At 64.7% G+C, this 20,107-nt stretch carries 15 protein-coding genes, 2 tRNA genes and 2 pseudogenes; 7 read left to right on the top strand and 12 right to left on the bottom strand.

The annotated features are described in order from the left end of the window. Positions 1–159 precede the first annotated feature (159 nt). Entirely contained in the window at positions 160–1,176 is a 1,017-nt protein-coding gene (locus M3I56_RS06855) for a 1-aminocyclopropane-1-carboxylate deaminase (protein ID WP_254353115.1), read from the bottom strand. Positions 1,177–1,371: 195 nt separating this feature from the next. Here M3I56_RS06855 and M3I56_RS06850 point away from each other — a divergent pair, with 195 nt between their 5' ends. Beyond that, positions 1,372–1,872: an Lrp/AsnC family transcriptional regulator gene (locus tag M3I56_RS06850; protein WP_254353114.1), complete on the top strand. Its 501-nt coding sequence runs from the start codon at positions 1,372–1,374 to the stop codon at positions 1,870–1,872. Positions 1,873–1,981: 109 nt separating this feature from the next. Here the strand turns inward: M3I56_RS06850 and M3I56_RS06845 are convergent. The 4 genes and pseudogenes from M3I56_RS06845 to M3I56_RS06830 all read right to left on the bottom strand — a co-directional run. Beyond that, positions 1,982–2,057, bottom strand: a tRNA-Ala gene (locus M3I56_RS06845). A gap of 278 nt (positions 2,058–2,335) precedes the next feature. Beyond that, positions 2,336–2,420, bottom strand: a tRNA-Leu gene (locus tag M3I56_RS06840). A 134-nt stretch (positions 2,421–2,554) separates the two neighbouring features. After that, positions 2,555–4,327 carry a TonB-dependent siderophore receptor gene (locus tag M3I56_RS06835; protein WP_254353236.1) on the bottom strand — a complete coding sequence of 591 codons (1,773 nt, stop codon included), beginning with the start codon at positions 4,325–4,327 and terminating at the stop codon, positions 2,555–2,557. 18 nt (positions 4,328–4,345) lie between these two features. Then, a pseudogene (locus M3I56_RS06830) lies at positions 4,346–5,205 on the bottom strand (LysR family transcriptional regulator); the annotation flags it as partial. Between the two features lie 101 nt (positions 5,206–5,306). Between M3I56_RS06830 and M3I56_RS06825 the strand changes: the two are divergent. After that, positions 5,307–6,728, top strand: a complete 1,422-nt coding sequence (locus M3I56_RS06825) for an aldehyde dehydrogenase family protein (protein ID WP_254353113.1) — start codon at positions 5,307–5,309, stop codon at positions 6,726–6,728. A gap of 93 nt (positions 6,729–6,821) precedes the next feature. Here M3I56_RS06825 and M3I56_RS06820 read toward each other — a convergent pair whose 3' ends face one another. Together M3I56_RS06820 and bla are read right to left on the bottom strand one after the other, a co-directional pair. Beyond that, a complete protein-coding gene (locus M3I56_RS06820; RefSeq protein ID WP_254353112.1) occupies positions 6,822–8,555 on the bottom strand; it encodes a methyl-accepting chemotaxis protein in 1,734 nt (577 codons plus the stop codon). A 165-nt stretch (positions 8,556–8,720) separates the two neighbouring features. Further along, complete coding sequence (gene bla, locus M3I56_RS06815) at positions 8,721–9,602, bottom strand: class A beta-lactamase (protein WP_375541688.1); 882 nt, start codon at positions 9,600–9,602, stop codon at positions 8,721–8,723. A 121-nt stretch (positions 9,603–9,723) separates the two neighbouring features. On the opposite strand from bla, the gene M3I56_RS06810 reads away from it, so the two are divergent. Continuing rightward, positions 9,724–10,602 carry a LysR family transcriptional regulator gene (locus tag M3I56_RS06810; RefSeq protein ID WP_302056683.1) on the top strand — a complete coding sequence of 293 codons (879 nt, stop codon included), beginning with the start codon at positions 9,724–9,726 and terminating at the stop codon, positions 10,600–10,602. 56 nt (positions 10,603–10,658) lie between these two features. Here M3I56_RS06810 and M3I56_RS06805 read toward each other — a convergent pair. The 4 genes and pseudogenes from M3I56_RS06805 to M3I56_RS06790 all read right to left on the bottom strand — a co-directional run. Next, positions 10,659–10,850: pseudogene (locus tag M3I56_RS06805) on the bottom strand (DUF523 domain-containing protein); the annotation flags it as partial. Positions 10,851–10,886: 36 nt separating this feature from the next. Continuing rightward, positions 10,887–11,915, bottom strand: coding sequence for a Zn-dependent oxidoreductase (locus tag M3I56_RS06800; protein ID WP_254353234.1), 1,029 nt, complete (start codon positions 11,913–11,915; stop codon positions 10,887–10,889). A 35-nt stretch (positions 11,916–11,950) separates the two neighbouring features. Then, positions 11,951–13,159 (bottom strand): D-mannonate dehydratase ManD, encoded by a 1,209-nt coding sequence (gene manD, locus M3I56_RS06795; RefSeq protein WP_254353110.1) that lies wholly within the window; start codon positions 13,157–13,159, stop codon positions 11,951–11,953. Between the two features lie 19 nt (positions 13,160–13,178). After that, positions 13,179–13,910 (bottom strand): GntR family transcriptional regulator, encoded by a 732-nt coding sequence (locus tag M3I56_RS06790; protein ID WP_254353109.1) that lies wholly within the window; start codon positions 13,908–13,910, stop codon positions 13,179–13,181. Between the two features lie 136 nt (positions 13,911–14,046). Here M3I56_RS06790 and M3I56_RS06785 point away from each other — a divergent pair, with 136 nt between their 5' ends. Together M3I56_RS06785 and M3I56_RS06780 are read left to right on the top strand one after the other, a co-directional pair. Further along, positions 14,047–15,522: a mannitol dehydrogenase family protein gene (locus M3I56_RS06785; protein ID WP_254353108.1), complete on the top strand. Its 1,476-nt coding sequence runs from the start codon at positions 14,047–14,049 to the stop codon at positions 15,520–15,522. 42 nt (positions 15,523–15,564) lie between these two features. Next, positions 15,565–16,866: an MFS transporter gene (locus M3I56_RS06780; RefSeq protein ID WP_254353107.1), complete on the top strand. Its 1,302-nt coding sequence runs from the start codon at positions 15,565–15,567 to the stop codon at positions 16,864–16,866. A gap of 34 nt (positions 16,867–16,900) precedes the next feature. Here M3I56_RS06780 and M3I56_RS06775 read toward each other — a convergent pair whose 3' ends face one another. Next, complete coding sequence (locus M3I56_RS06775; RefSeq protein ID WP_254353106.1) at positions 16,901–18,922, bottom strand: FAD-dependent oxidoreductase; 2,022 nt, start codon at positions 18,920–18,922, stop codon at positions 16,901–16,903. A 199-nt stretch (positions 18,923–19,121) separates the two neighbouring features. Between M3I56_RS06775 and M3I56_RS06770 the strand changes: the two genes are divergently transcribed. Then, positions 19,122–19,616 (top strand): MarR family winged helix-turn-helix transcriptional regulator, encoded by a 495-nt coding sequence (locus tag M3I56_RS06770; protein ID WP_254353105.1) that lies wholly within the window; start codon positions 19,122–19,124, stop codon positions 19,614–19,616. Between the two features lie 238 nt (positions 19,617–19,854). Continuing rightward, positions 19,855–20,082, top strand: a complete 228-nt coding sequence (locus tag M3I56_RS06765) for a hypothetical protein (RefSeq protein ID WP_254353104.1) — start codon at positions 19,855–19,857, stop codon at positions 20,080–20,082. Positions 20,083–20,107: the final 25 nt, after the last annotated feature.

Raw genomic sequence — 20,107 nt, 5'->3', positions numbered from 1 at the left:
CCCGGCGCGGAGTTCGCAGTAGAGGCAACAGGGCCCGGCACTCCCACGACGTGTCGGGCGCCATTGTCGATGCGATTCTCCCGGCACACCGTGATCAAACTCGAAGACCGTGGCGTCCGCCGCGCGCCGCCTCGCACGCCAGCGAACCCACGCTTGAACTCAGCCGTCGCGGAAGATAAAGCTATACGCGCTCAAAGCCGGCACGCCGCCCAGATGCGCGTACAGCACCTTCGACCCCGGCTCGAATTCGCCGCGGCGCACTTTGTCGATCATGCCGTGCATCGACTTGCCCTCGTACACGGGATCGGTCAGCACGCCCTCCAAGCGCGCGCACAGGCGAATCGCCTCCAGCGTGCCTTCGTTCGGCAATCCGTACTCCGGGCCAGCGTAACGCGTGTCGAGAATCACGTCCTTTTCGCTGATATCGCGGTTGAGATCGACGAGCCCGGCGGTATGACGCGCAATGCGCGTGATCTGCGCGTGGGTCTTCTCCGGCGTAGCCGAAGCGTCGATGCCGATTACGCGGTCCGCACGGCCATCCGCTGCAAAGCCGACCACCATGCCCGCCTGCGTGCTGCCCGTCACCGAGCACACGACGATGTAGTCGAACTTGAAGCCCAGCTGCGCCTCCTGGGCCCGCACCTCCTCGGCAAAGCCCACGAAACCGAGGCCGCCGAGCGGGTGCTCCGAGCAGCCCGCCGGTATCGCATACGGTTTGCCGCCCGCCGCGCGCACGCTTTCGAGCGCCTCCTCCCAACTCGGTCGAATGCCGATGTCGAAGCCGTCGGGTACGAGCCGCACGTCCGCGCCCATCATGCGCGACATCTGGATGTTGCCGACCCGGTCGTAGACGGCATCGGAATAGTTGACCCAGTTCTCCTGGACCAGCACGCACTTCATGCCGAGATGTGCGGCGACGGCTGCGACCTGCCGCGTCTGGTTCGACTGGATGCCGCCAATCGAGACCAACGTGTCGCAACCTTGAGCGAGCGCGTCGGGAATCAGGTATTCGAGCTTGCGCGTCTTGTTGCCGCCGAACGCAAGTCCGCTGTTGCAGTCCTCGCGCTTCGCATAGAGCTCGACCTTGCCGCCGAGATGCTGGCTCAGGCGCTTGAGCGGCTGGATGGGCGTGGGTCCGAACGTGAGTGGATAACGGGGGAAACGCTGGAGGTTCATCGAATATCTCCGGGAGGTCGGCACATGCGGGGCGTGGTCAACGGTCGGTGCGCGCCTGGAACGCGCAACCCGATGGAGAAATGTTAGGCGCGTTGCCGCGAAATGAGCTTGCTAAACAAATATCGACAGCCTACGTTTAAAGCATTCGCTTTGACTCCAGAGCAGTTTTAATTTGCGAAGCGACTAAAGGACGCAATGAAATTAGCCAGACGCTCTCCCACTACGCCGAATGAGCCGCTCGCATTGGATCGCATCGATCGCGCGATCCTCAGGCATTTGCAGCAGGACGCATCGATTTCCAACGTCAGCCTCGCGGCCAAAGTGAAGCTCAGCGCGCCCGCGTGCCTGCGGCGTGTCGAACGGCTCAAGGAGTCGGGGCTGATACGCGGGATCGTAGCGTTGCTCGATCCGAAGGCGCTCGGCGCAGGCATGCTGGTCGTGATCGGCTTCGTGCTCGACCGCTCGACGCCCGAGGCGTTCGCCGCATTCGAAAAAGCGGCACAGAAGGTTTCAGGCTGCGTGGAATGCCACGTCGTCACCGGCGAATTCGATTACTTCATGCTGGTGCGCACGCGCGACAACGAAAGCTTCAACCAACTGCATGCAGAGCAGTTGTTGTACTTGCCGGGCGTGCGGCAGGTCCGCAGCTTCATGGTGCTCAAGGAGATCCTGTCGACGCACGCGTTGCCGCTGTGACGGTGCGCGCGCGAATGCGATCCATTGAATTGGATGCGTGAATTTCGATGCGGCGCGGGGAAATGAATCAGGATGATGAAGCAACGTGCCCGAAGGCCACGCGTTCTGTTGGTGGAGGTAAGCGGGATCGAACCGCTGACCTCTTGCATGCCATGCAAGCGCTCTCCCAGCTGAGCTATACCCCCATGCAGAACGGCTTCCGCGCCAGTGGGATGACGCAGAATCGAGCAATGTCAGCTAATGGACCTGCTCGAAGAGCGGCGATTATATACGTCGCGCACGCAACCTCGCAAGCAGTCTCGCGCGCTCGCCAGGAACTATACTGGAGTCCTTACGATTACCCGCAAAAGCAAAAAGCCGGCTTATGAGCCGGCTCTCTTGCGCCATTCTCAGCACAAGCGCGAGAATGCAGTTCATTCCAGTATCACCACGCAGTTTCAGCGCACGAGACTCGATTCAATTTTGGTGCCGACGGCGAGACTCGAACTCGCACAGCTTTCGCCACTACCCCCTCAAGATAGCGTGTCTACCAATTTCACCACGTCGGCAATCCAATACAACCCGGGACTCGTTAGATCCCGTCCATTCTCGCCTCGTGGGCTCGAAGGGTCGCCATTGTATCGACTCGCCGCGCATTTTTGAAGGCCCTGCGCGAAGATTTTTTAAGGCCCCGCGCCAACACTTAAAACTCCAGCGTTGAGGTCAATTCCAGCGTACGTCCGAGTCCTACGCCTAGTTGATTCGACCCCGCCGCACTCCAGTAGCGCCGGTTGGCCGCGTTCTCCAGATTCGCCTGCACCGAAACGCGTTTGCCGTACACGCGCGCTGCGTAACGCACGCCTGCGGTCAACAGCGTATAGCCGCCAATCTGCGCCTGGTTCGCGTTGTTCACCTGGCGCGGCCCCACGTAATAGATGCCGCCATTCACCGAAAGACCCGCGAGCACCGGCACGCGATATTCGGCAAACAGGCTCGCCGTGACGTGGGGCGTATTCTCCGGCGTCTTGCCGACGAGCGTCGGGTCGGAAGAATCGATCTGCTTCGCGTCGAGATAAACCGCCGATGCAGTGAGCGAAACGTCCTTCGTCACATCGCCCTGCACCGAAAACTCCACGCCGCGATAGCGCGCGTTGCCGTCCATCACATAGACGTTGTCGGCATTCGTTTCGGCGCTGGCCTGTTTGAGGTTGAAGAGCGCAAGCGATACGAGCGCATTGCCGGCGAGGCGCGTGCGCACGCCCACTTCCTGCTGCCGGCTCACTGCCGCGGGCAGGATCTGGTTCGCGTTGACGGCCGTAGCCGGCGCGCTGCCCGCCGATTCGAGCGCTTCAACGTAGCTCGCGTAGACGCTCGTCTGCGGCGTGATGCGGTAGGTGATACTGCCCGAGGGCGACGTGTGGTTGATATCGGAATCCGGCGTACCGGCCTGCGAGGTCATGTACTCCGAGCGACGCACGCCGGCCACGACCTGCAGGCGCGGCGTGATGTCGATCTGGTCGAACACATAAACGCCGCTGTTGCGCACGTGCTGCGCGTAGAACTGCCGCGCGCCGCCGCTTTGCTTGAGCGTCGTGATGTCGATCGGATCGTAGAGGTTTTGCGCCGCCGTATAGGTGTACGTCGTGAAGTCCGGCTGAAACAGCCAGTTCTGCACGACACCGGTCGTGACCGTATGCGTGAACGGTCCGGTCTTGAAGTCGCCGTTCACTTCGAGGCGCACGTTCTTGTTCTCGTACATCTGCCCGTATTGCTGGCTGCCTTGCAGCGTGCCCGCGCCGGTTGCGACGTTGTACTTCTGGAACACCCAGGCCCAGCGGTCGCGCCGCGTGATCGACTGGCCGAGCGAGAGCATCGCGCTCCATTGGTCGTTGAACGCATAGTCGGCGCGCACGAGCTGCGACGTGGCGCTCGCCGTTGTCGGCCTGTTGTTCGGCACGAGCAGCTTCGAGGGGTCCGGCATGGCAGGCAGCGTGATTTTGCCGTTCCCGGCGGCAAGCGGCGCGATGCCAGCCTGCTCGACCACGCGCGTTTCGATGTGCTCGAGATCGTATTGCAGCTTGAGCTTGTCGTTCGCGCGCCAGTCGAACGCGGCGCTCACGAACTTGCGGTAGCCGCGATCGCCTTCAATGGGCGTTTCGACGTGCTCGTCCATCGCGTTCACGCGGATGCCGAACTGGGCGCTCGGGCCGAAGCGGCGTGCTATGTCGGCGGCGGCGCCGATCGATCCGTTCGAGTCGCCGAGCACCGAAATGCTCGTGACGGGCGCGCTGCCCGCGCGCTTCATCACCATGTTGACGATGCCCGCCGGCGCGCCGAAGCCGTAGTACAGCGCGGACGCCCCCTTGAGCACTTCCACGCGCTCCTTGTTCTCCATCGGCATCCAGATGTTGTTGTCGATGGGAAGCAGGCCGTCGAGATAGAAGCTCGAGCGATTGTCGAGCGGGATGCCGCGCACCGAGAGGTTGTCGTACGCGAGTGCGCGCAATCCCGCCGGCGCGTGCCGCCGCCCGGGGTAATAGAGGCAGGGCCCGTCGAGCGGCGGCGTCCAGTCCTCCAGCACGCGCACGAGCGTGCCCGCCGCCAGGTCCGCGTTCACGTTCCATTCGGTCAAATACGCAAGGCCGAGTCCGTCGCGCGCGGCCGCGAGCATGAGACCGGGCTCGTCGAGCGTCAACGCGCCCTCCACGTCCACGCGCACGGCCTGCCCCCGCCGCTCGAACTCCCATTGGTAGATTTGGCCGCTCGGCATGCGGCTGCGTATGCAGCGGTGTGACTTGAGGTCGGCGGGCGTGCGCGGCGGCTTATGCTTCGTAAAGTAGTCTGGACTGCCAACCACGGCGAAGCGCTGACGGTCGCCGAAAGGCACGGCGATCATGTCCTGCGGCACCGTATCGGCCAGACGAATGCCGGCGTCGTAGCCTTCGACCACGATGTCGATGAGCCGCCCTTCCGTGACAAGATCGAGCTTCATCTCGGGATAGCGCTGCAGATAAGCGATAAAAACGGGCATGACCTGTTTCGCCGCGCCCACCGAAGCGTTGATGCGCAACGTGCCGGAGGGCGTGTCGCGAAAGCTCCCCGCCTGGTCGAGCGCCTCGCGGATGGTGGACAACGCCGGCGCAACGCTGCCCACGAACTGCGCGCCGGCCTCCGTCAACGCCACGCTGCGCGTGGTGCGGTTGAAGAGCCGCACGCCGATGCGCGCTTCGAGCGCCGCCACCGCGTGGCTGAGCGCCGAGGTCGACACGCTCAGTTCATCCGCTGCCGCACGAAAGCTGCGATGCGCGCGACGGCCAGCACGGCTTCGAGTTCCGCCAGGCCCGATGTTTTCATTGTCCCAAATCGCTCAACAGGTCATGCAGCATTGTACGGCTAGCCAACGCAATGCCAGGCGTCTATCTTGCCCTCTTCGACTCACGTTTTCTGGAGCGACCATGCAGACCATCGACAAGATCTATATCGACGGCGCGTTCGTCATGCCGCACGGCGAGGAGTCCTTCGACCTCTTCAACCCCGCGACCGAGGCCGTGGTCGGCCGCGTACGCCTCGCCGACGCGGCGGACGCGGACGCGGCCATTGCCGCCGCGAAGCGTGCGTTTCCGGCGTTTTCGCGCACCACGAAAGCGCGGCGCATCGAGATGCTCATGGCGCTGCACGAGGCGGTCGTCGCGAGCGAGGACGCGCTCTTCGAAGCGATCGTGCAAGAGTACGGCGCGCCGGTCTCGCGCGGCCGCTGGATGGCGCAGCATGCCTCCAACGTGCTGCACGACGCCGCGAAGACGCTGGAAGGCTACGCGTTCACGCGGCGCGCAGGCACGGCCGAGGTCACCATGCAGCCACTCGGCGTGGCGGGGCTGATCACGCCCTGGAACAGCGACGCGGGCTTCATCTGCGGCAAGCTCGCGGCCGCGCTCGCAGCGGGTTGCACGGCCGTCATCAAGCCGAGCGAGATGAGCGCGATCCAGACGCGCATCGTGACCGAGGCGCTGCATTCGGCGGGCTTGCCTGCGGGGCTCTTCAACATCGCCACGGGTCGCGGCGACGTCGTGGGCGCACGCATCGCCGAACACCCCGACGTCGCCAAGATCTCGTTCACGGGTTCGACCGCAGTAGGCAAGACGATCCTGCGCACGGCGGCGGAAACGCTCAAGCGCGTGACGCTCGAACTGGGCGGCAAGTCGCCGGTCATCGTGCTCGACGACGCGAATTTCGACGAAGCTGTGCCGCTCGCACTGCAGGCTGGCTTCATGAACAGCGGGCAAGCGTGCATCGCGGGCACGCGCATTCTGGTGCCGCAGTCGCGGCTCGTCGAATTCGAAGCGCGCGTCGGGCAAGCCGTGGCGCAGATTCAGGCGGGCGATCTGCGCGACACGCACACGAGCGTCGGCCCGATGGTGAGCCAGAAGCAATGGGAGCGCGTGCAGCGCTATATCGGCATCGGCATCGACGAAGGCGCACGCCTGATTGCGGGCGGCGCGGGGCGGCCCGAGGGTATCGAGTCGGGCTGGTTCGTGCGTCCCACCGTGTTCAGCGGCGTGACGAACGATATGACCATCGCGCGCGAGGAGATTTTCGGGCCGGTGCTTTCGATCATCGCGTATCGCGACACGGAGCACGCGATCGAGATCGCCAACGACACGCCCTACGGCCTGCAAGCCTACGTGCTCTCGCCCGACATCGCGCGCGCGCGAGGCGTGGCCGCACAGATCGAAGCGGGCCGCGTGCTCGTCAACACGCTCGCACATGAGCCGGCTGCGCCGTTCGGCGGCTTCAAGCAATCGGGCATCGGGCGCGAATACGGCACCTTCGGGATCGAAGCGTTTCTGGAACCGAAGTCCACGCTCGGCGTGCTTTGATGCGTCGCTAAGCGCATCAAAATACAAACGCCCCAGTTGTGCTGCTGACCGGGGCGTTTGAACTGCGCTTTAGCGCGCTACATCAGAAGACCATCAGAAGGTCTGCCAGTCGTCATCGGACGTGGCCGTTGCCGGTTCACGGCGTTCCGCCTTCGCAGCGGGCGCAGCGGCGGCACGCACGGGCGCGGGCCTCGAAGGTGCGGGACGCTTGACCGTTGCGCTCGCAACGACATTCGTCATCGGCGCGATGCTCGTCGTTGCCGCACGTCCCGCAGAACCGATGTTGAACACCGATACCAGCTCGCGCAACGCCGCTGCCTGCGAGGACATCGACTGCGCCGCCGCCGACGCTTCTTCGACGAGCGCCGCGTTCTGCTGCGTGACCTCGTCCATCTGCGTGACCGCCTGGTTGACCTGCTCGATGCCGGTGCGCTGCTCGCCCGAGGCCGCCGAAATCTCGTTCATCAGATCGGCAACGCGCTTGACCGATTGCACGATCTCACCCATCGTGCGGCCCGCGTCGTCCACGAGCGCCGTGCCGTTGTTCACGCGCTCGACCGATATGCTGATGAGTTCCTTGATCTCGCGCGCCGCCGTCGCGCTGCGCTGCGCGAGTGTACGAACTTCGCCGGCCACCACCGCGAAGCCGCGGCCCTGCTCGCCTGCACGCGCCGCTTCCACCGCCGCGTTGAGCGCCAGGATGTTGGTCTGGAATGCGATGCCCTCGATCACCGAGATGATCTGCGCGACCTGCTCGGAGCTGTTCGCGATATCGCGCATCGTATCGACCACGCGGCCCACCACTTCGCCACCGCGCGTGGCCGTTTGCGACGCCTGGCCCGCCAGCGTGTTGCCCTGGGTCGCGTTATCGGCGTTCTGCTTGACAGTCGCCGTAAGCTCTTCCATGCTCGCAGCCGTTTCTTCGAGCGAAGCGGCCTGCTCTTCGGTGCGCTGGCTCAGGTCGGTGTTGCCCGCCGCGATCTGCGCAGAGGCGGAGGCAATGCCTTCGCTGCCCGTGCGCACGCGGCCTACCAGGTCGACGAGCCGCTCGTTCATGTGACGCAGCGCGCCGAGCAACTGGGCCGCCTCGTCGGTGCCGTCCACATCGATGCGTGCGGTCAGATCGCCGCGCGCCACTGTTTCGGCCACGTCCACGGCCCGAGCGATCGGGCCCGTGATCGAACGCGTGATGAAGAGCGCAATCGTCGCACCAAAGCCAATGGCGATCACGATCAGCGCGATGGTCCACGCGACCGCGCTGTGGTACGCCGCCTTCGCCGTGGCGACTTCGGCGGTCGAGCCATTGTGATTGAGGGTCACGTCCTGGTTGATGAGATCCATGACCGCCACGAACGACTTCGCCGATGCGCTCGAAACCGCAGCGCGGGCGTCCGGCGATCCGCCATCGGCGGACATGACCAGGGCCTCGATCTTCTTGTCGTCGTCCAGATATTGCGACCATGCCGCGCCGATCGAATCGAACAAGCGGCGCTCTTCGGCCGAAGAGAGCAACTTCGAATAGCTGTCGAACAGCGTGCCGAACTGGCTGATCATCCGGGCGTGCTGGTCGTGCAGCGAGGCCTTCTCGCTGGCGTCGCTGGCGATCAGCATGCGCAGCGACGTGCGACGCACGTCCTGCGCCTGATTGCGCATGTTGCCGAGCGTCTCGACGCTGGGCAGCCAGTCCGTGGCGATTTCCTGCGTGCCGTCGAAGATGCGCGACGCCTGCAGCAGCCCGATCCCGCCCACCGCGCCGAGCAAGAGCAACACAATGGCAAAGCCCGCGCCGAGACGCGGGCCGATTTTGATTCTGGTAAGGAATGACATGGGGACGCCGTAGTGAGAGGTCACCCGTATTGACGACATCGACGCCAAAAAATTAAGTCAATGTTGCAAATATAACAACGCGTAAGGAAAGCGAACGGCAAGCGAACGATCGGTCTCTTCTCATACGATTGCCTCTCATACGATTAGGATACCGTATCAATTACGTTAGAAACTCGCCACCCATACTCCGACCTGTGCGATCGCCGCATCGCGCTGCGCTGAACTCGCGTGCGTCGCGCCCGTCAGATACGTCGTGACGAGAATGGGCGCGCGCCCGGTGGGCCAAATAATTGCCACATCGTTCGCCGTACCCCGGTCGCCGGTGCCGGTCTTGTCGCCCACGCGCCAGTCCTTCGGCAAGCCTGCGCGCAAACGTGCATCGCCAGTCTTGTTGGCAACGAGCCATGCAATGAGCTGCTCGCGCGATGCCGCAGAAAGGCGCTCGCCCAGCAGCAATTCGCGCAGGTTCGCGACCATGGCGGCGGGTGTGGTCGTATCGCGCGGGTCGCCTGGTATCGCTTCGTTGAGCGTGGTCTCGTTTCGGTCGAGGCGCGTTACCGGGTCGCCAATGCTGCGCGCGAAAGCGGTGATCGCCGAAGGGCCGCCAATGCTCTCCAGCAGCAGGTTGGCCGCCGTGTTGTCGCTGCGCGTGAGCGCCGCTTCGCACAGTTCGGCGACCGTCATGCCCTCGCCGCCCGCGCGCGGTCCGCTCACCGGCGAATACGACACGACTTGCGCAGGCGAATACACGACCTTGCGCGCGAGGTCTTCCTTGCCGTGATCCTTGCGCGTCAACACGGCCGATGCGAGCAACACCTTGAACGTGCTGCACATCGGAAAGCGCTCGTGCGTGCGCCACCCGCGCACGTGCCCGTTCGCCGTATCGAGCATCGCCACGCCGAGACGCCCGCCTGCCTGCGCCTCGATGGCGGCGAGCTGCTTGTCCGCTGCGCCAGCGGGCGTCGCGTCCGCTTCCGGCGCCGTTCCCACCGTCGCGCCGAATGCCTGAGATGCAACGCCAGCTATCGCACCGCCCAACACCGTCATCGTGAATCTACGTCGCGTGATCATGGCCTCTCCTTGAAGAGCCGCCACTATCGCCTGTTCTCCGCGAGGTGACAAACGATGATAAATTGCGCGCTGCCCCAGAAAAACTTATAGACCGATCATGCGCACGTATCTGCCCCTTAATGCCTTGCGCGCCTTCGAAACGTCGGCGCGGCACCTGAGCTTCACACGCGCGGCGAGCGAGTTGAACGTCACCCAGGCGGCCGTGAGCCAGCAAGTCCGCACGCTCGAGGAACGGCTTGGCGCGACCCTCTTCAAGCGTCTGCCGCGCGGCCTTGCGATCACCGACGAAGGTCTCGCGCTGCGCCCCGTGCTCACGGATGCGTTCGACCGCATCGAAGCCGTGTTGCGGCAGTTCGAAGGCGGCCATTTTCACGAGGTGCTGACCGTGGGGGCCGTGGGGACCTTCGCGGTGGGCTGGTTGATGCCGCGCCTGAAGTCGTTTCACGACGCACATCCGTTCGTCGAGCTGCGCATCATGACGAACAACAATCTCGTCGATCTCGCAGGCGAAGGGCTCGACTTCGCCATCCGGTTCGGCGACGGCACCTGGCCCGGTTCGCGCGCCGCGAAGCTGTTCGACGCGCCGCTCGCCGCGCTCTGCACGCCCGATATCGCACACCGTCTGCAACGCCCCGCCGATCTCGCCAACGAAAAACTGCTGCGCTCGTATCGCGCCGACGACTGGACGCTCTGGTTCGAAGCCGCCGGGCTCGCGCCGCGCCCCGTGCGCGGGCCCGTGTTCGATTCGTCGCGCCTCATGGTGGAAGCGGCGATGCAGGGTGCGGGCGTCGCGCTCGCCCCGGTTTCGATGTTCGAGCGCGATCTCGTGGCGGGCAGGCTCGTGCGGCCCTTCGATATCGAGGTGCAGGCTGGCAGCTACTGGCTCACGTCGCAAAAGGGGAAAACGGCGACGCCCGCCATGCGCGCGTTCAAACAATGGATCGTGAAAGAAGCCGGTAGCGCCGAGGATGGGTGATTGCGCCGTTATCCTCGCGGTTATCGTGCTACGCACTGGCCTGCGTGTGCCGCGCGTGAAGCGGCGTTCGCGATCTCTGCAGGCGGCCTCGGCACGCCGAACCCGCCTGCGACTTCCGGGCAAACGGGCACGAGTCGTCCCTCACGCTGCCACTGCTCGATCAGTGCATGCGCAACGGTTTTCGCCGAGCCGTCGTATCGAACCGGGCGGCCAAGCAGGCAAGCGCTAACGAGTATTCGGGGGAGCATGCGCGATGAAATTCTGTTGCACGAATGCCCCGTATTTTACGCGCCGAAGTCGAGCAACACCTTGCAGGTTTCGCGCGGATTGTGCTCCGCCAGCTCGAACGCGCTACTCACCTCGCGAAAATCCACCTTATGCGTGATGATCGATTCCGGCGTGACGAGTCCGCGCTCGAGCCAGTCGATCACGGTCGGGAACATCGCGCAGTTCAGGCGCGAGGCGCACAACGTGAGCTCCTTTTTCGTCAGCTCCTGCTGAGCGATGGCCGAAGGCGTCGACGAAAAGCCGAGCAGCCCGATACGCCCCGCGGGCGCCGCGAGCCGCACCGCTTCTTCGAGTATGGACGGATGGCCCACCGCATCGAAAATCAGCGTTGGGCCGTCTTCCACGCCGCGCGCGCGCAGCGCGTCGGCGAGCGGCTCGTTGCGTGTGTTGATCGTTTCGTCGGCTTGCGCCCCGCAACGACGTGCGAGTTCGAGCCGCTCGTCGAGCTGATCCGTAATGAATGCACGCACGCCGTACACGCGCTTGAGCACCTGCAGGATCGTCAGTCCCACGGTGCCCGCGCCGTAAATCAGCGCAACGTCGCTGTCCAGCACGCCGGTGCGCGCCGTGACGTTCGCCGCCACGGCAAACGGCTCCACAATTGCCGCGCACGATTGCGCGATACGCTCGGGAATGCGGTACGCGTTGCGCGCGGGCGCGCACACATACTGGCTAAAACCGCCGTCGCGATGCACGCCCAGCACGACGAGATTACGGCACACGTTCTGCCGCCCGATCTGGCATGCGTGGCAACGCCCACAGCTGATGACGGGATCGACGGCCACGAGTTCGCCCACGCGCGCGGCATCGACACCCTCGCCCACGGACTCGATGCGGCCCACGAACTCGTGGCCGATGATTCGTGGATACGACACGAACGGATTGTGCCCGCGATAGATGTGCAGGTCCGAGCCGCAGATGCCCGCATAACGCACCCGTACACGCACTTCTCCCGCTGCGGGCGTGGGCGTGGGCATCTCGCGCACGGCGAGGCTGTTCGGTCGATCGACTACGACGCTCAACATAGTGGACGCTTCCATGGATATTTGATCAGGTATGCCTACCAGTTCCACATCGACCCGTCGCGCAGACGGGCGACCGGCAGATAGGCGCGTTCATAGGGATATTTCGCAGCCAGCGTCTCGTCGATGTCCACGCCAAGCCCCGGTGCGTCGTCCATCAAGAGGAAGCCGTTCTCGAAGCGGTACTGATGCGGGAACACGGCATTCGTGAGCGCGTTGTGCGGCATCAGTTCCTGAATGCCGAAGTTCGGCGCCCACAGGCCGAAGTTCACGGCGGCGGCCATGCAGACCGGCGAAAGATCGGTGGCGCCATGAAAGCCCGTGCGCACCTGGTACATGGCCGCGTAATCGGCAATGCGGCGCATATGCGTAATGCCGCCCGCGTGCACGATGGTCGCGCGGATATAGTCGATGAGCTGCTCGCGTATCAGGTCCTTGCAGTCCCAGATCGAGTTGAACACCTCGCCCACCGCGAGCGGCGTGCTGGTGTGACTGCGGATCAGGCGGAAACTCTCCTGGTTCTCGGCCGGTGTCGCGTCCTCCAGCCAGAAGAGGCGATACGGCTCCAGGTCGCGGCCGAGGCGCGCGGCCTCGATCGGCGTAAGGCGGTGGTGCGCGTCGTGCAGCAAATGCGGGCCGAAGCCCACGGCCTCGCGCACCTTGCGAAAGAGTTCGGGCGTATGGCGCAGATAGAGCGCCGTGTCCCACGGCTCTTCGGGCGGCAGCCCCTTCTGGGCGGGCTCGTACTCGCCCTTGACCTTGCCCACGCCATACACCTTGTCGAGACCGGGCACGCCCGACTGCACGCGAATCGCCTGGTAGCCCTCCTCCACATGCTGACGCACCGCGTCGATGGCCTCTTCGTGGTCGCGCCCGTTTGCGTGGCCGTAGACCATCAGCCCTTCGCGGCTCTTGCCGCCTAGCAGCTGATACACGGGCATGTTCGCGAGCTTGCCCTTGATATCCCAGAGCGCCATGTCGATCGCGGCGATCGCCGTCATCGTGACCGGGCCGCGCCGCCAGTACGCGCCGCGATAGAGGTATTGCCAGATGTCCTCGATATTGCGTGGGTCGCGGCCCACGAGGCACGGAAACACGTGATCTTCGAGGTACGCGCGCACGGCCAGTTCGCGGCCGTTGAGCGTAGCGTCGCCGAGACCGTACACGCCTTCGTCGGTCACGATCTTCACGGTCACGAAATTGCGGCCAGGGCAGGTGACGATCGTCTGCAGCCGTTCAATCTTCAATTGCTGTCTCCACTCTCTTTCATTCGACGAAATAGTCGGGCACGCGCGCCTGCACTTCCGGCAGATGCGAGCCCACGCGGTCGATATGGCTCGCCACCGTCGCGCCCAGTTGCGCGAAGTTGCGCGAGGCCATATGCGCGAGGATCAATTCGTGCTCGCGCAGCGCGCGCTGCGCATGGTCCGCCACACGGTCGAGCAGCAGCCAGCGCACGCGGTCGAACTGGCGCTTCATTGGCTGCAGCATTTCCCACACATGCGAGCGGCCCGCGAATTCGAACAGGCGCCGGTGCATCAGCTCGTCGAGATCGAAAAAGCGGTCCACGTCGCCGCGCGCGACGGCGTCGCGCTGGTCGTCGACGATCCGGCCGATCTCCGTGAGCTGGTCGAGCGTGATGGTCTGGGCCAGCTGCACGTGGTTCGCGCATTCGAGCGTGCTGCGCGCGAAGCGTCCCTCTTCGAGCTGCGAAATGGAGATCGGCGCGACGATCGTGCCGACCTTGCGGTAGATGTTCACGAGATGTTCGTCGGCGAGTTGCGCGAGCGCTTCGCGCACCGGCGTGCGGCTCACCTGCAGCGCTTCGGCAATCGCGGCCTCGGAAAGGCTGGCGTGCGGCGGCAGCGCGCCGCGCACGATGGTGTCGCGCAGAAAGGCGTGCACCTGCGGGCGATAAGAAGCGTCGGGGTTGGCGACGAACCCGCTCAGTGCGGCGAGGATGGTGTCCTCTTGCGGTTCGATAACGGTCTGGCTCATGGCGGGTAACCGGTGATTGTTTGTACCATGGTAGCAAATACGCTTTACGGTCACTTCCTAGCGTTAACCCCGATAAAACGAGATAAAACATCGGACTAAGCTTCGGTCATTCGCATATGTACCATGGTACAACGCAATGACAACACCCCTCCTGTGTGAGCGCTCACTAACTACCGCCGCGACAGCCGTACGCCAACCGGGGTACGACCGCCAGCGCGTGCGCCCCGGCATCGTCCATCTCGGGCTGGGTGCGTTTCATCGCGCGCACCAGGCGCTCTATACGGAAACGCTGCTTGAGCGCGGCGACACGCGTTGGGGCATCGTCGGCGTGAGCCTGCGCGAGCGGCGCGTGCCGCAGGCGCTGGCGGCCCAGGACCACCTCTATTCGGTCACCGAGCGCAGCGGCGAGACGGCGGCGAGCCGCGTGGTCGGCGCGCTGCGCGGCGCGCTTTACGCGCCCGAGGCGATGGACCGGGTGCTCGGCACGATTGCGGACCCCGGCGTGGCCATCGTGAGCCTGACCGTGACCGAGAAGGGTTACAGCATCGCGCCCGCCAGCGCCGAACTGGACGCCGGCGACCCGGGCACCTGCCACGACCTCATGACACTCGATGCGCCGCGCACCACGCTTGGCGTGCTCGCCGCGGGCATCCGCAGCCGCCCGGCCGGCGCGCCGCTCACCGTGGTCTGTTGCGACAACATGCAGGCCAACGGCGACACGCTGCGCAGGCTGCTGATCCAGTATGCGGAGCAGTTCGACCCGGCCCTCGCGCGCCGCATCGGCGAGACGATCGCGTTTCCCAACACGATGGTCGATCGCATCGTGCCGGCCGCCACGCCCGCGTCGCTCGACGCGGCTGCCGTGCAACTCGGCCTGCGCGACGAAGCCGCGATCGTATGTGAGCCGTTCACCCAGTGGGTCATCGAAGACCGCTTCAGCGGCCCGCGCCCCGCGTGGGAAGACGCGGGCGCGCTGCTCACGCGCGATGTGCATCCGTACGAGGCCATGAAGCTGCGCCTCCTGAACGGCTCGCATTCGGCGATTGCGTACGTGGGCCAGTTGCGCGGGCGCGAAACCGTTTCCGACGCGATGGTCGATCCCGCCTTGGCCGCCTTCGTGCGCGCGCTGATGACCGAGGACCTGCTCGCCACCGTGACGGTCCCGCCCGGCTTCGACGTTCATTCGTACTGCCAGGATCTGCTGGCGCGCTTTGCCAACCCGACGCTCGCGCACCGTACCAGCCAGATCGCGACGGACGGCACGCAGAAAATACCGGTGCGCTGGCTACCCGCGCTGCGCGAGAGCCTCGCGCGCGGTATCGAGCGTCCTCATCTCGAACGCGCGCTCGCCGCCTGGCTGCACTACCTCGCGACCGAACGCAGCGACGCGGGCACGTCGCTCGTGGTGAGCGATCCTGGCGCCCCCGCGCTCGCCGCGAAGCTGCGCGGCGCGAGCACGGCGCTCGACACCGTACAAGCCGCCCTCTCGCACACGAGCGTCTTTGGCGCAACGCCCTGGCCGCAGGCGTTCGTCGAGCGGCTCGCCCGGCATCTGCAATCGCTGCGCCGGCACGGCACGAACGCGCTGCTGGCCTGCCCCGCGCCGGCCTGAAGCCGCACGCGCGCCGAACTGGATAAAGACTGGAGACAGAACATGAAGCAACGCACGATGGGATGGATAACCGTATTCCTGTTATTCCTCGTCTATGGCATCAACTACCTCGACCGGGTGGCGCTCTCGATCACCGCACCGCTCGTTCAAAAGGACCTCGGCATCGATGCGGCGCAGATGGGCATCGTGTTCAGCAGCTTCTTCGTAGGCTATGCGCTGTTCAATTTCGTGGGCGGCCTCGCGAGCGACAAGCTCGGGCCGAAGATCGTGTATGTCCTCGCGGTCGGGCTGTGGTCGATCTTCTGCGGGCTCACGGCCGTGGCCGTGGGCTTCGCGAGCCTGCTCGTGCTGCGCGTGCTGTTCGGTATGGCCGAAGGGCCGCTCTGCGCAGGCGCCAACAAGATGGTCAACAACTGGATGCCGCGCGACATCGCCGCGACTTCCATGGGACTCCTGAGCGCCGGCTCGCCGCTCGGCGGCGCAATTGCCGGCCCGGTGATCGGGCTGCTCGCGATCAGCTTCGGCTGGCGCCCTGCGTTCTGGATCATCTGCGCGATTGGCCTCGTATGGTGCGTCGCGTGGATGCTGCTCACCGCCAACCGTCCTTCGGAAAGCCGCTTTGTCAGCACGCTCGACGAAGCCGAGCCCGCGCGGCGGGGACCGAGCGTCGCGCACACGACCCACGCGGTGCCCGACAGCGCCGCTTCTTTGCCGCTCTCGGCATGGCTGCGCCAGCCGCTCGTGATCGCAACGGCCGTGGCGTTCTTCGCCTACAACTACGTGCTGTTCTTCTTTCTGAGCTGGTTCCCCAGCTACCTCGTGCAGGCGCATCACCTCAACATCCGCGAGATGAGTCTCGCCACCGTCGTGCCCTGGCTCGTGGGCACCGTTGGCCTCGCGGCGGGCGGCGCGATCTCCGACGCGATCTTCCGCTGGACCGGCAAGCTCATGCTCTCACGCAAGATTGTCCTTTCCACTTGCCTCGCCGCGACGGGCGTGTGCGTGGGCGTCGCCGGCCTGGTGCATACGGCTGTCGCGGCCATCGCGCTGATGTCCATTGCGCTCTTCCTGCTCTATGTGACGGGCGCGCTCTACTGGGCGATCGTGCAGGACGTCGTGCATCCCGCCAGGGTGGGCAGCGTGAGCGGCTGCATGCACTGCGTGGGCAGCCTTTCGGGCGTCATCGGGCCGGCAGTGACAGGCTTTCTGGTGGAGCGCAGCGGTTCGTTCGCCACGGCGTTCGCGCTGGCCGGTGTGGTTGCGGTCACTGGCGCGGCGCTCTCGGCAATTTTCATTCGCGACGCTCGCAAGAGCGCGCCGCTCACGGACAAGGCGTATTCGTAACCAGCGTGTGAGCTAGCGTGCGCGAGCGGCGACGTCACATCGTCATCGCGAGCCGCGTGGCCTGATCGATAGCACGCAACGCATCGAGTTCGGCGGCAACGTCAGCACCGCCTATCACCTTCGGTTTCGCTGCGCGCGCAACGAGTTCATCGTAAAGCGTACGGTTCGAATTTTGCCCCGCGCACAGCACGACATGATCGACGGCGAGCACATGTGGCTTGCCATCGACGCGATAATACAGGCCTTCGTCGTCGATCGCGTCATAGGTCGCGCCCGACGTCATCATCACGCGCGCCTTGCGCAAGCGGGCCTTCAAGATCCATCCCGTCGATTTGCCGAGGCCCCTGCCGAGCGGTTCCTCCTTGCGCTGAAACATGTGAACGCTACGGCGCGGCGCACCATGAGCGTCGATAGGCGTTAAGCCGCCCGCATCCGCATTCGCGGGATCGACGCCCCACGCGCGGAAAAACACGCCACGGTCCAGCGATTCCTGCGCGTCGCCCAGCAGATACTCGGCCACGTCGAAACCGATGCCGCCCGCGCCGATGATCGCCACGCGCGCGCCGAGTTCGACCCTGCCCGCGAGCACGTCGATATATGACACTGCCTTCCGATGATCGACACCAACGATATCGGGGACGCGCGGCGTGACGCCGGTGGCGATGACGATCTCGTCGAAAGCCTCGCTGGCGAGTTCATCGGCCGTTGCGGCTTGCCCAAGCCGCAACGTCACGCCAAGCCGCTTTAACCCCACCTCGAAATAGCGCAGCATCTCGTGAAACTCGGCTTTACCGGGCACGACCTTCGCAAGATTCAGCTGGCCGCCCAGCCGCGCATGCGCTTCGAACAGCGTGAGCGTATGGCCCCGTTCGGCGGCGTTGATCGCGAACGCCATGCCGGCCGGCCCGCCGCCCACGACCGCGATACGTTTGGGCTGCAAGGCCTTGCCCGCCGCGAATTCGATCTCGCGCCCGGCGCGCGGATTGACGAGGCATGTCGCCGTGCGTTCCGTGAAGATGCGGTCGAGACAAGCCTGATTGCAGCCGATGCACGTGTTGATTTCGTCGGCCATGCCAAGCCGCGTCTTCTTCGCGAAGTCGGGGTCGGCCAGCAGCGGGCGCGCCATCGAAACGAGATCGGCCACACCCGAGGCGATCAGTTCCTCCGCGATCTCAGGCGTGTTGATACGGTTCGACGCCATCACGGGAATCGACACCGACTGTTTGACGTTGCGAATCGCGTCGCGCCAGGCCGCGCGCGGCACGCACGCCGCGATGGTCGGCACCGCCGATTCGTGCCAGCCCACGCCCGTGTTGATGAGATCCGCGCCAGCCGCTTCGATCTCCTTCGCAAACGCCGCGATCTCGGCGCCGTTCATGCCGCCTTCCACGAGGTCGATGGAAGAGATGCGGTAGATCAGCATGCGCTCGCGGCCCATTTCCGCGCGCACGGCGCGCACGATGTCGAGGGCAAAGCGGATGCGACCTGCGAAGCTGCCGCCGAATTCGTCGTCGCGCGCGTTGGTGACCGCGGCCGTGAACTCGTTGATGAGATAGCCTTCCGAGCCCATGATCTCGACGCCGTCGTAGCCGGCCAGAACCGCCAGCGCCGCCGTGCGGGCGAAGTCGCCGATGGTGGCGCGCACTTCCTCCGTGCTGAGCGCGCGCGGCGCGTACGCGTTGATTCTCGCCTTGGCGGCCCTGGGCCCCACGCACTCCGGCACCTTTGCATAACGGCCCGCGTGCAGGACCTGCAGCACGATCTTTCCACCCGCCTCGTGAACCGCGCGCGTCACGGCGCGATGCTCGTCGAGTTGCTCCGCGCGATTGAAGAGCGGGCCTCCCGCCTCCATCACGCCTTCGGGATTCGGCGAGAATCCGCCGCTCAGAATCAGGCCGATCTCGCCGGCCGCGCGCGCCGCATAGAACGCGGCGAGGCGCTCATGCGGACGGTCGAGCGTTTCGAGCCGCGTGTGCATCGCGCCCATCACCATGCGGTTGGGGAGCAGCGTCGCGCCAACGCGAAGCGGGGTCAAAAGCCGGTCGTAGGTCGCCATGGGGATGTCTCTTGATATTCTCGTGCGTCGTTTCCACACTCTAGGCGAGCCTCCAAATTACGTCAACATCATGATATATATTGAGGGCACGAGGAGGGGTATTGTCCAAATAGACGGCGTGCCCACTTCCCTTCACTATTTTCGTATCAGGTATTTGTCTCATTGCCCGCCGCACTCGCGCGGCGACCGAAAGGCGCCCATGACCCAGAACGACCCTTCGTACGATCAATCCGTCTCGTCGATTCACAACCGCTTGTTCTTCCGGCTGTTCCAGGCGGGCAACACGCTCGACCGGCAGACGACCAAGGCGCTCGGCATCACGACCGTGCAGTGGTCGGTGCTCGGCGCACTGTCGCGCCCGCAGGTGGCAGAGGGCATGTCGTTTTCCGAACTGGCCGACTATCTCGTGGTGAGCCGCCAGAGTCTCGACGGCGTGCTCAAGCGCCTGGAGCGCGACGAGCATGTGCTGCGCGTGGCCGACACCGTGGACCGGCGCGCGAAAAAAGTCGTCCTCACGGACCAGGGCAAGGTGTTCTGGGAGAGCCTGCAGCCGAAGATCTACGAGTTCTATCGCCAGGCGCTCGCGAGCTTTCGCTTCGACGACAAGGTTTCGCTCGTGCACTTCCTGAATCAGCTGAACAAGGGCATGGATGAGATCGATCTAGGCGAACCGGCGCAACGCGAGCAGGAGTGAATGCACGCTCGCGCTTTCATATCGTGCAACGCGCGCCCGGTGTGTGCAAATTTCGCATTTCCGGATGGGGGCGAGCAATTGCACATGGAAGGACACCTTCTCTTATCGTGAAAGACATCACGTAAGCCATTGAACAACAAGGAAATTACGGCACCAAAAACCGCGGGGAAGGCGTCTTTCGCTGCGATAGACTGAAACCAATGACGCTTCTGATTCGCTTGTTATTCAATGGAGACTAATGATGGACGTGTATATCGAACCGTTACCGAGAGGCCAATGGGGGCCAATCGATGGTTACGCCCTGGAGTTCGAGGACGGTAGCAAATTCGCCGAGAACATCTTTCGCTCCGAGCTTCTCGCGATCAGCGAGATCGTCCTGCGAGGCTATAAGCCGCTGCTGGCCAAGGTCCGCATTACGGACAAGCACGCCAACGCGCACTGGAAGCGCCCCGACACTGCGCGCTGACGCGCTCACGCTCGACGGCATGGTT

It is taken from the genome of Paraburkholderia sp. CNPSo 3281 (assembly GCF_024206515.1).
GTDB lineage: Bacteria > Pseudomonadota > Gammaproteobacteria > Burkholderiales > Burkholderiaceae > Paraburkholderia > Paraburkholderia nodosa.
The sequence above is the reverse complement of the archived record's forward strand: the minus strand, read 5'-3'. Positions and strand labels throughout refer to the sequence as shown.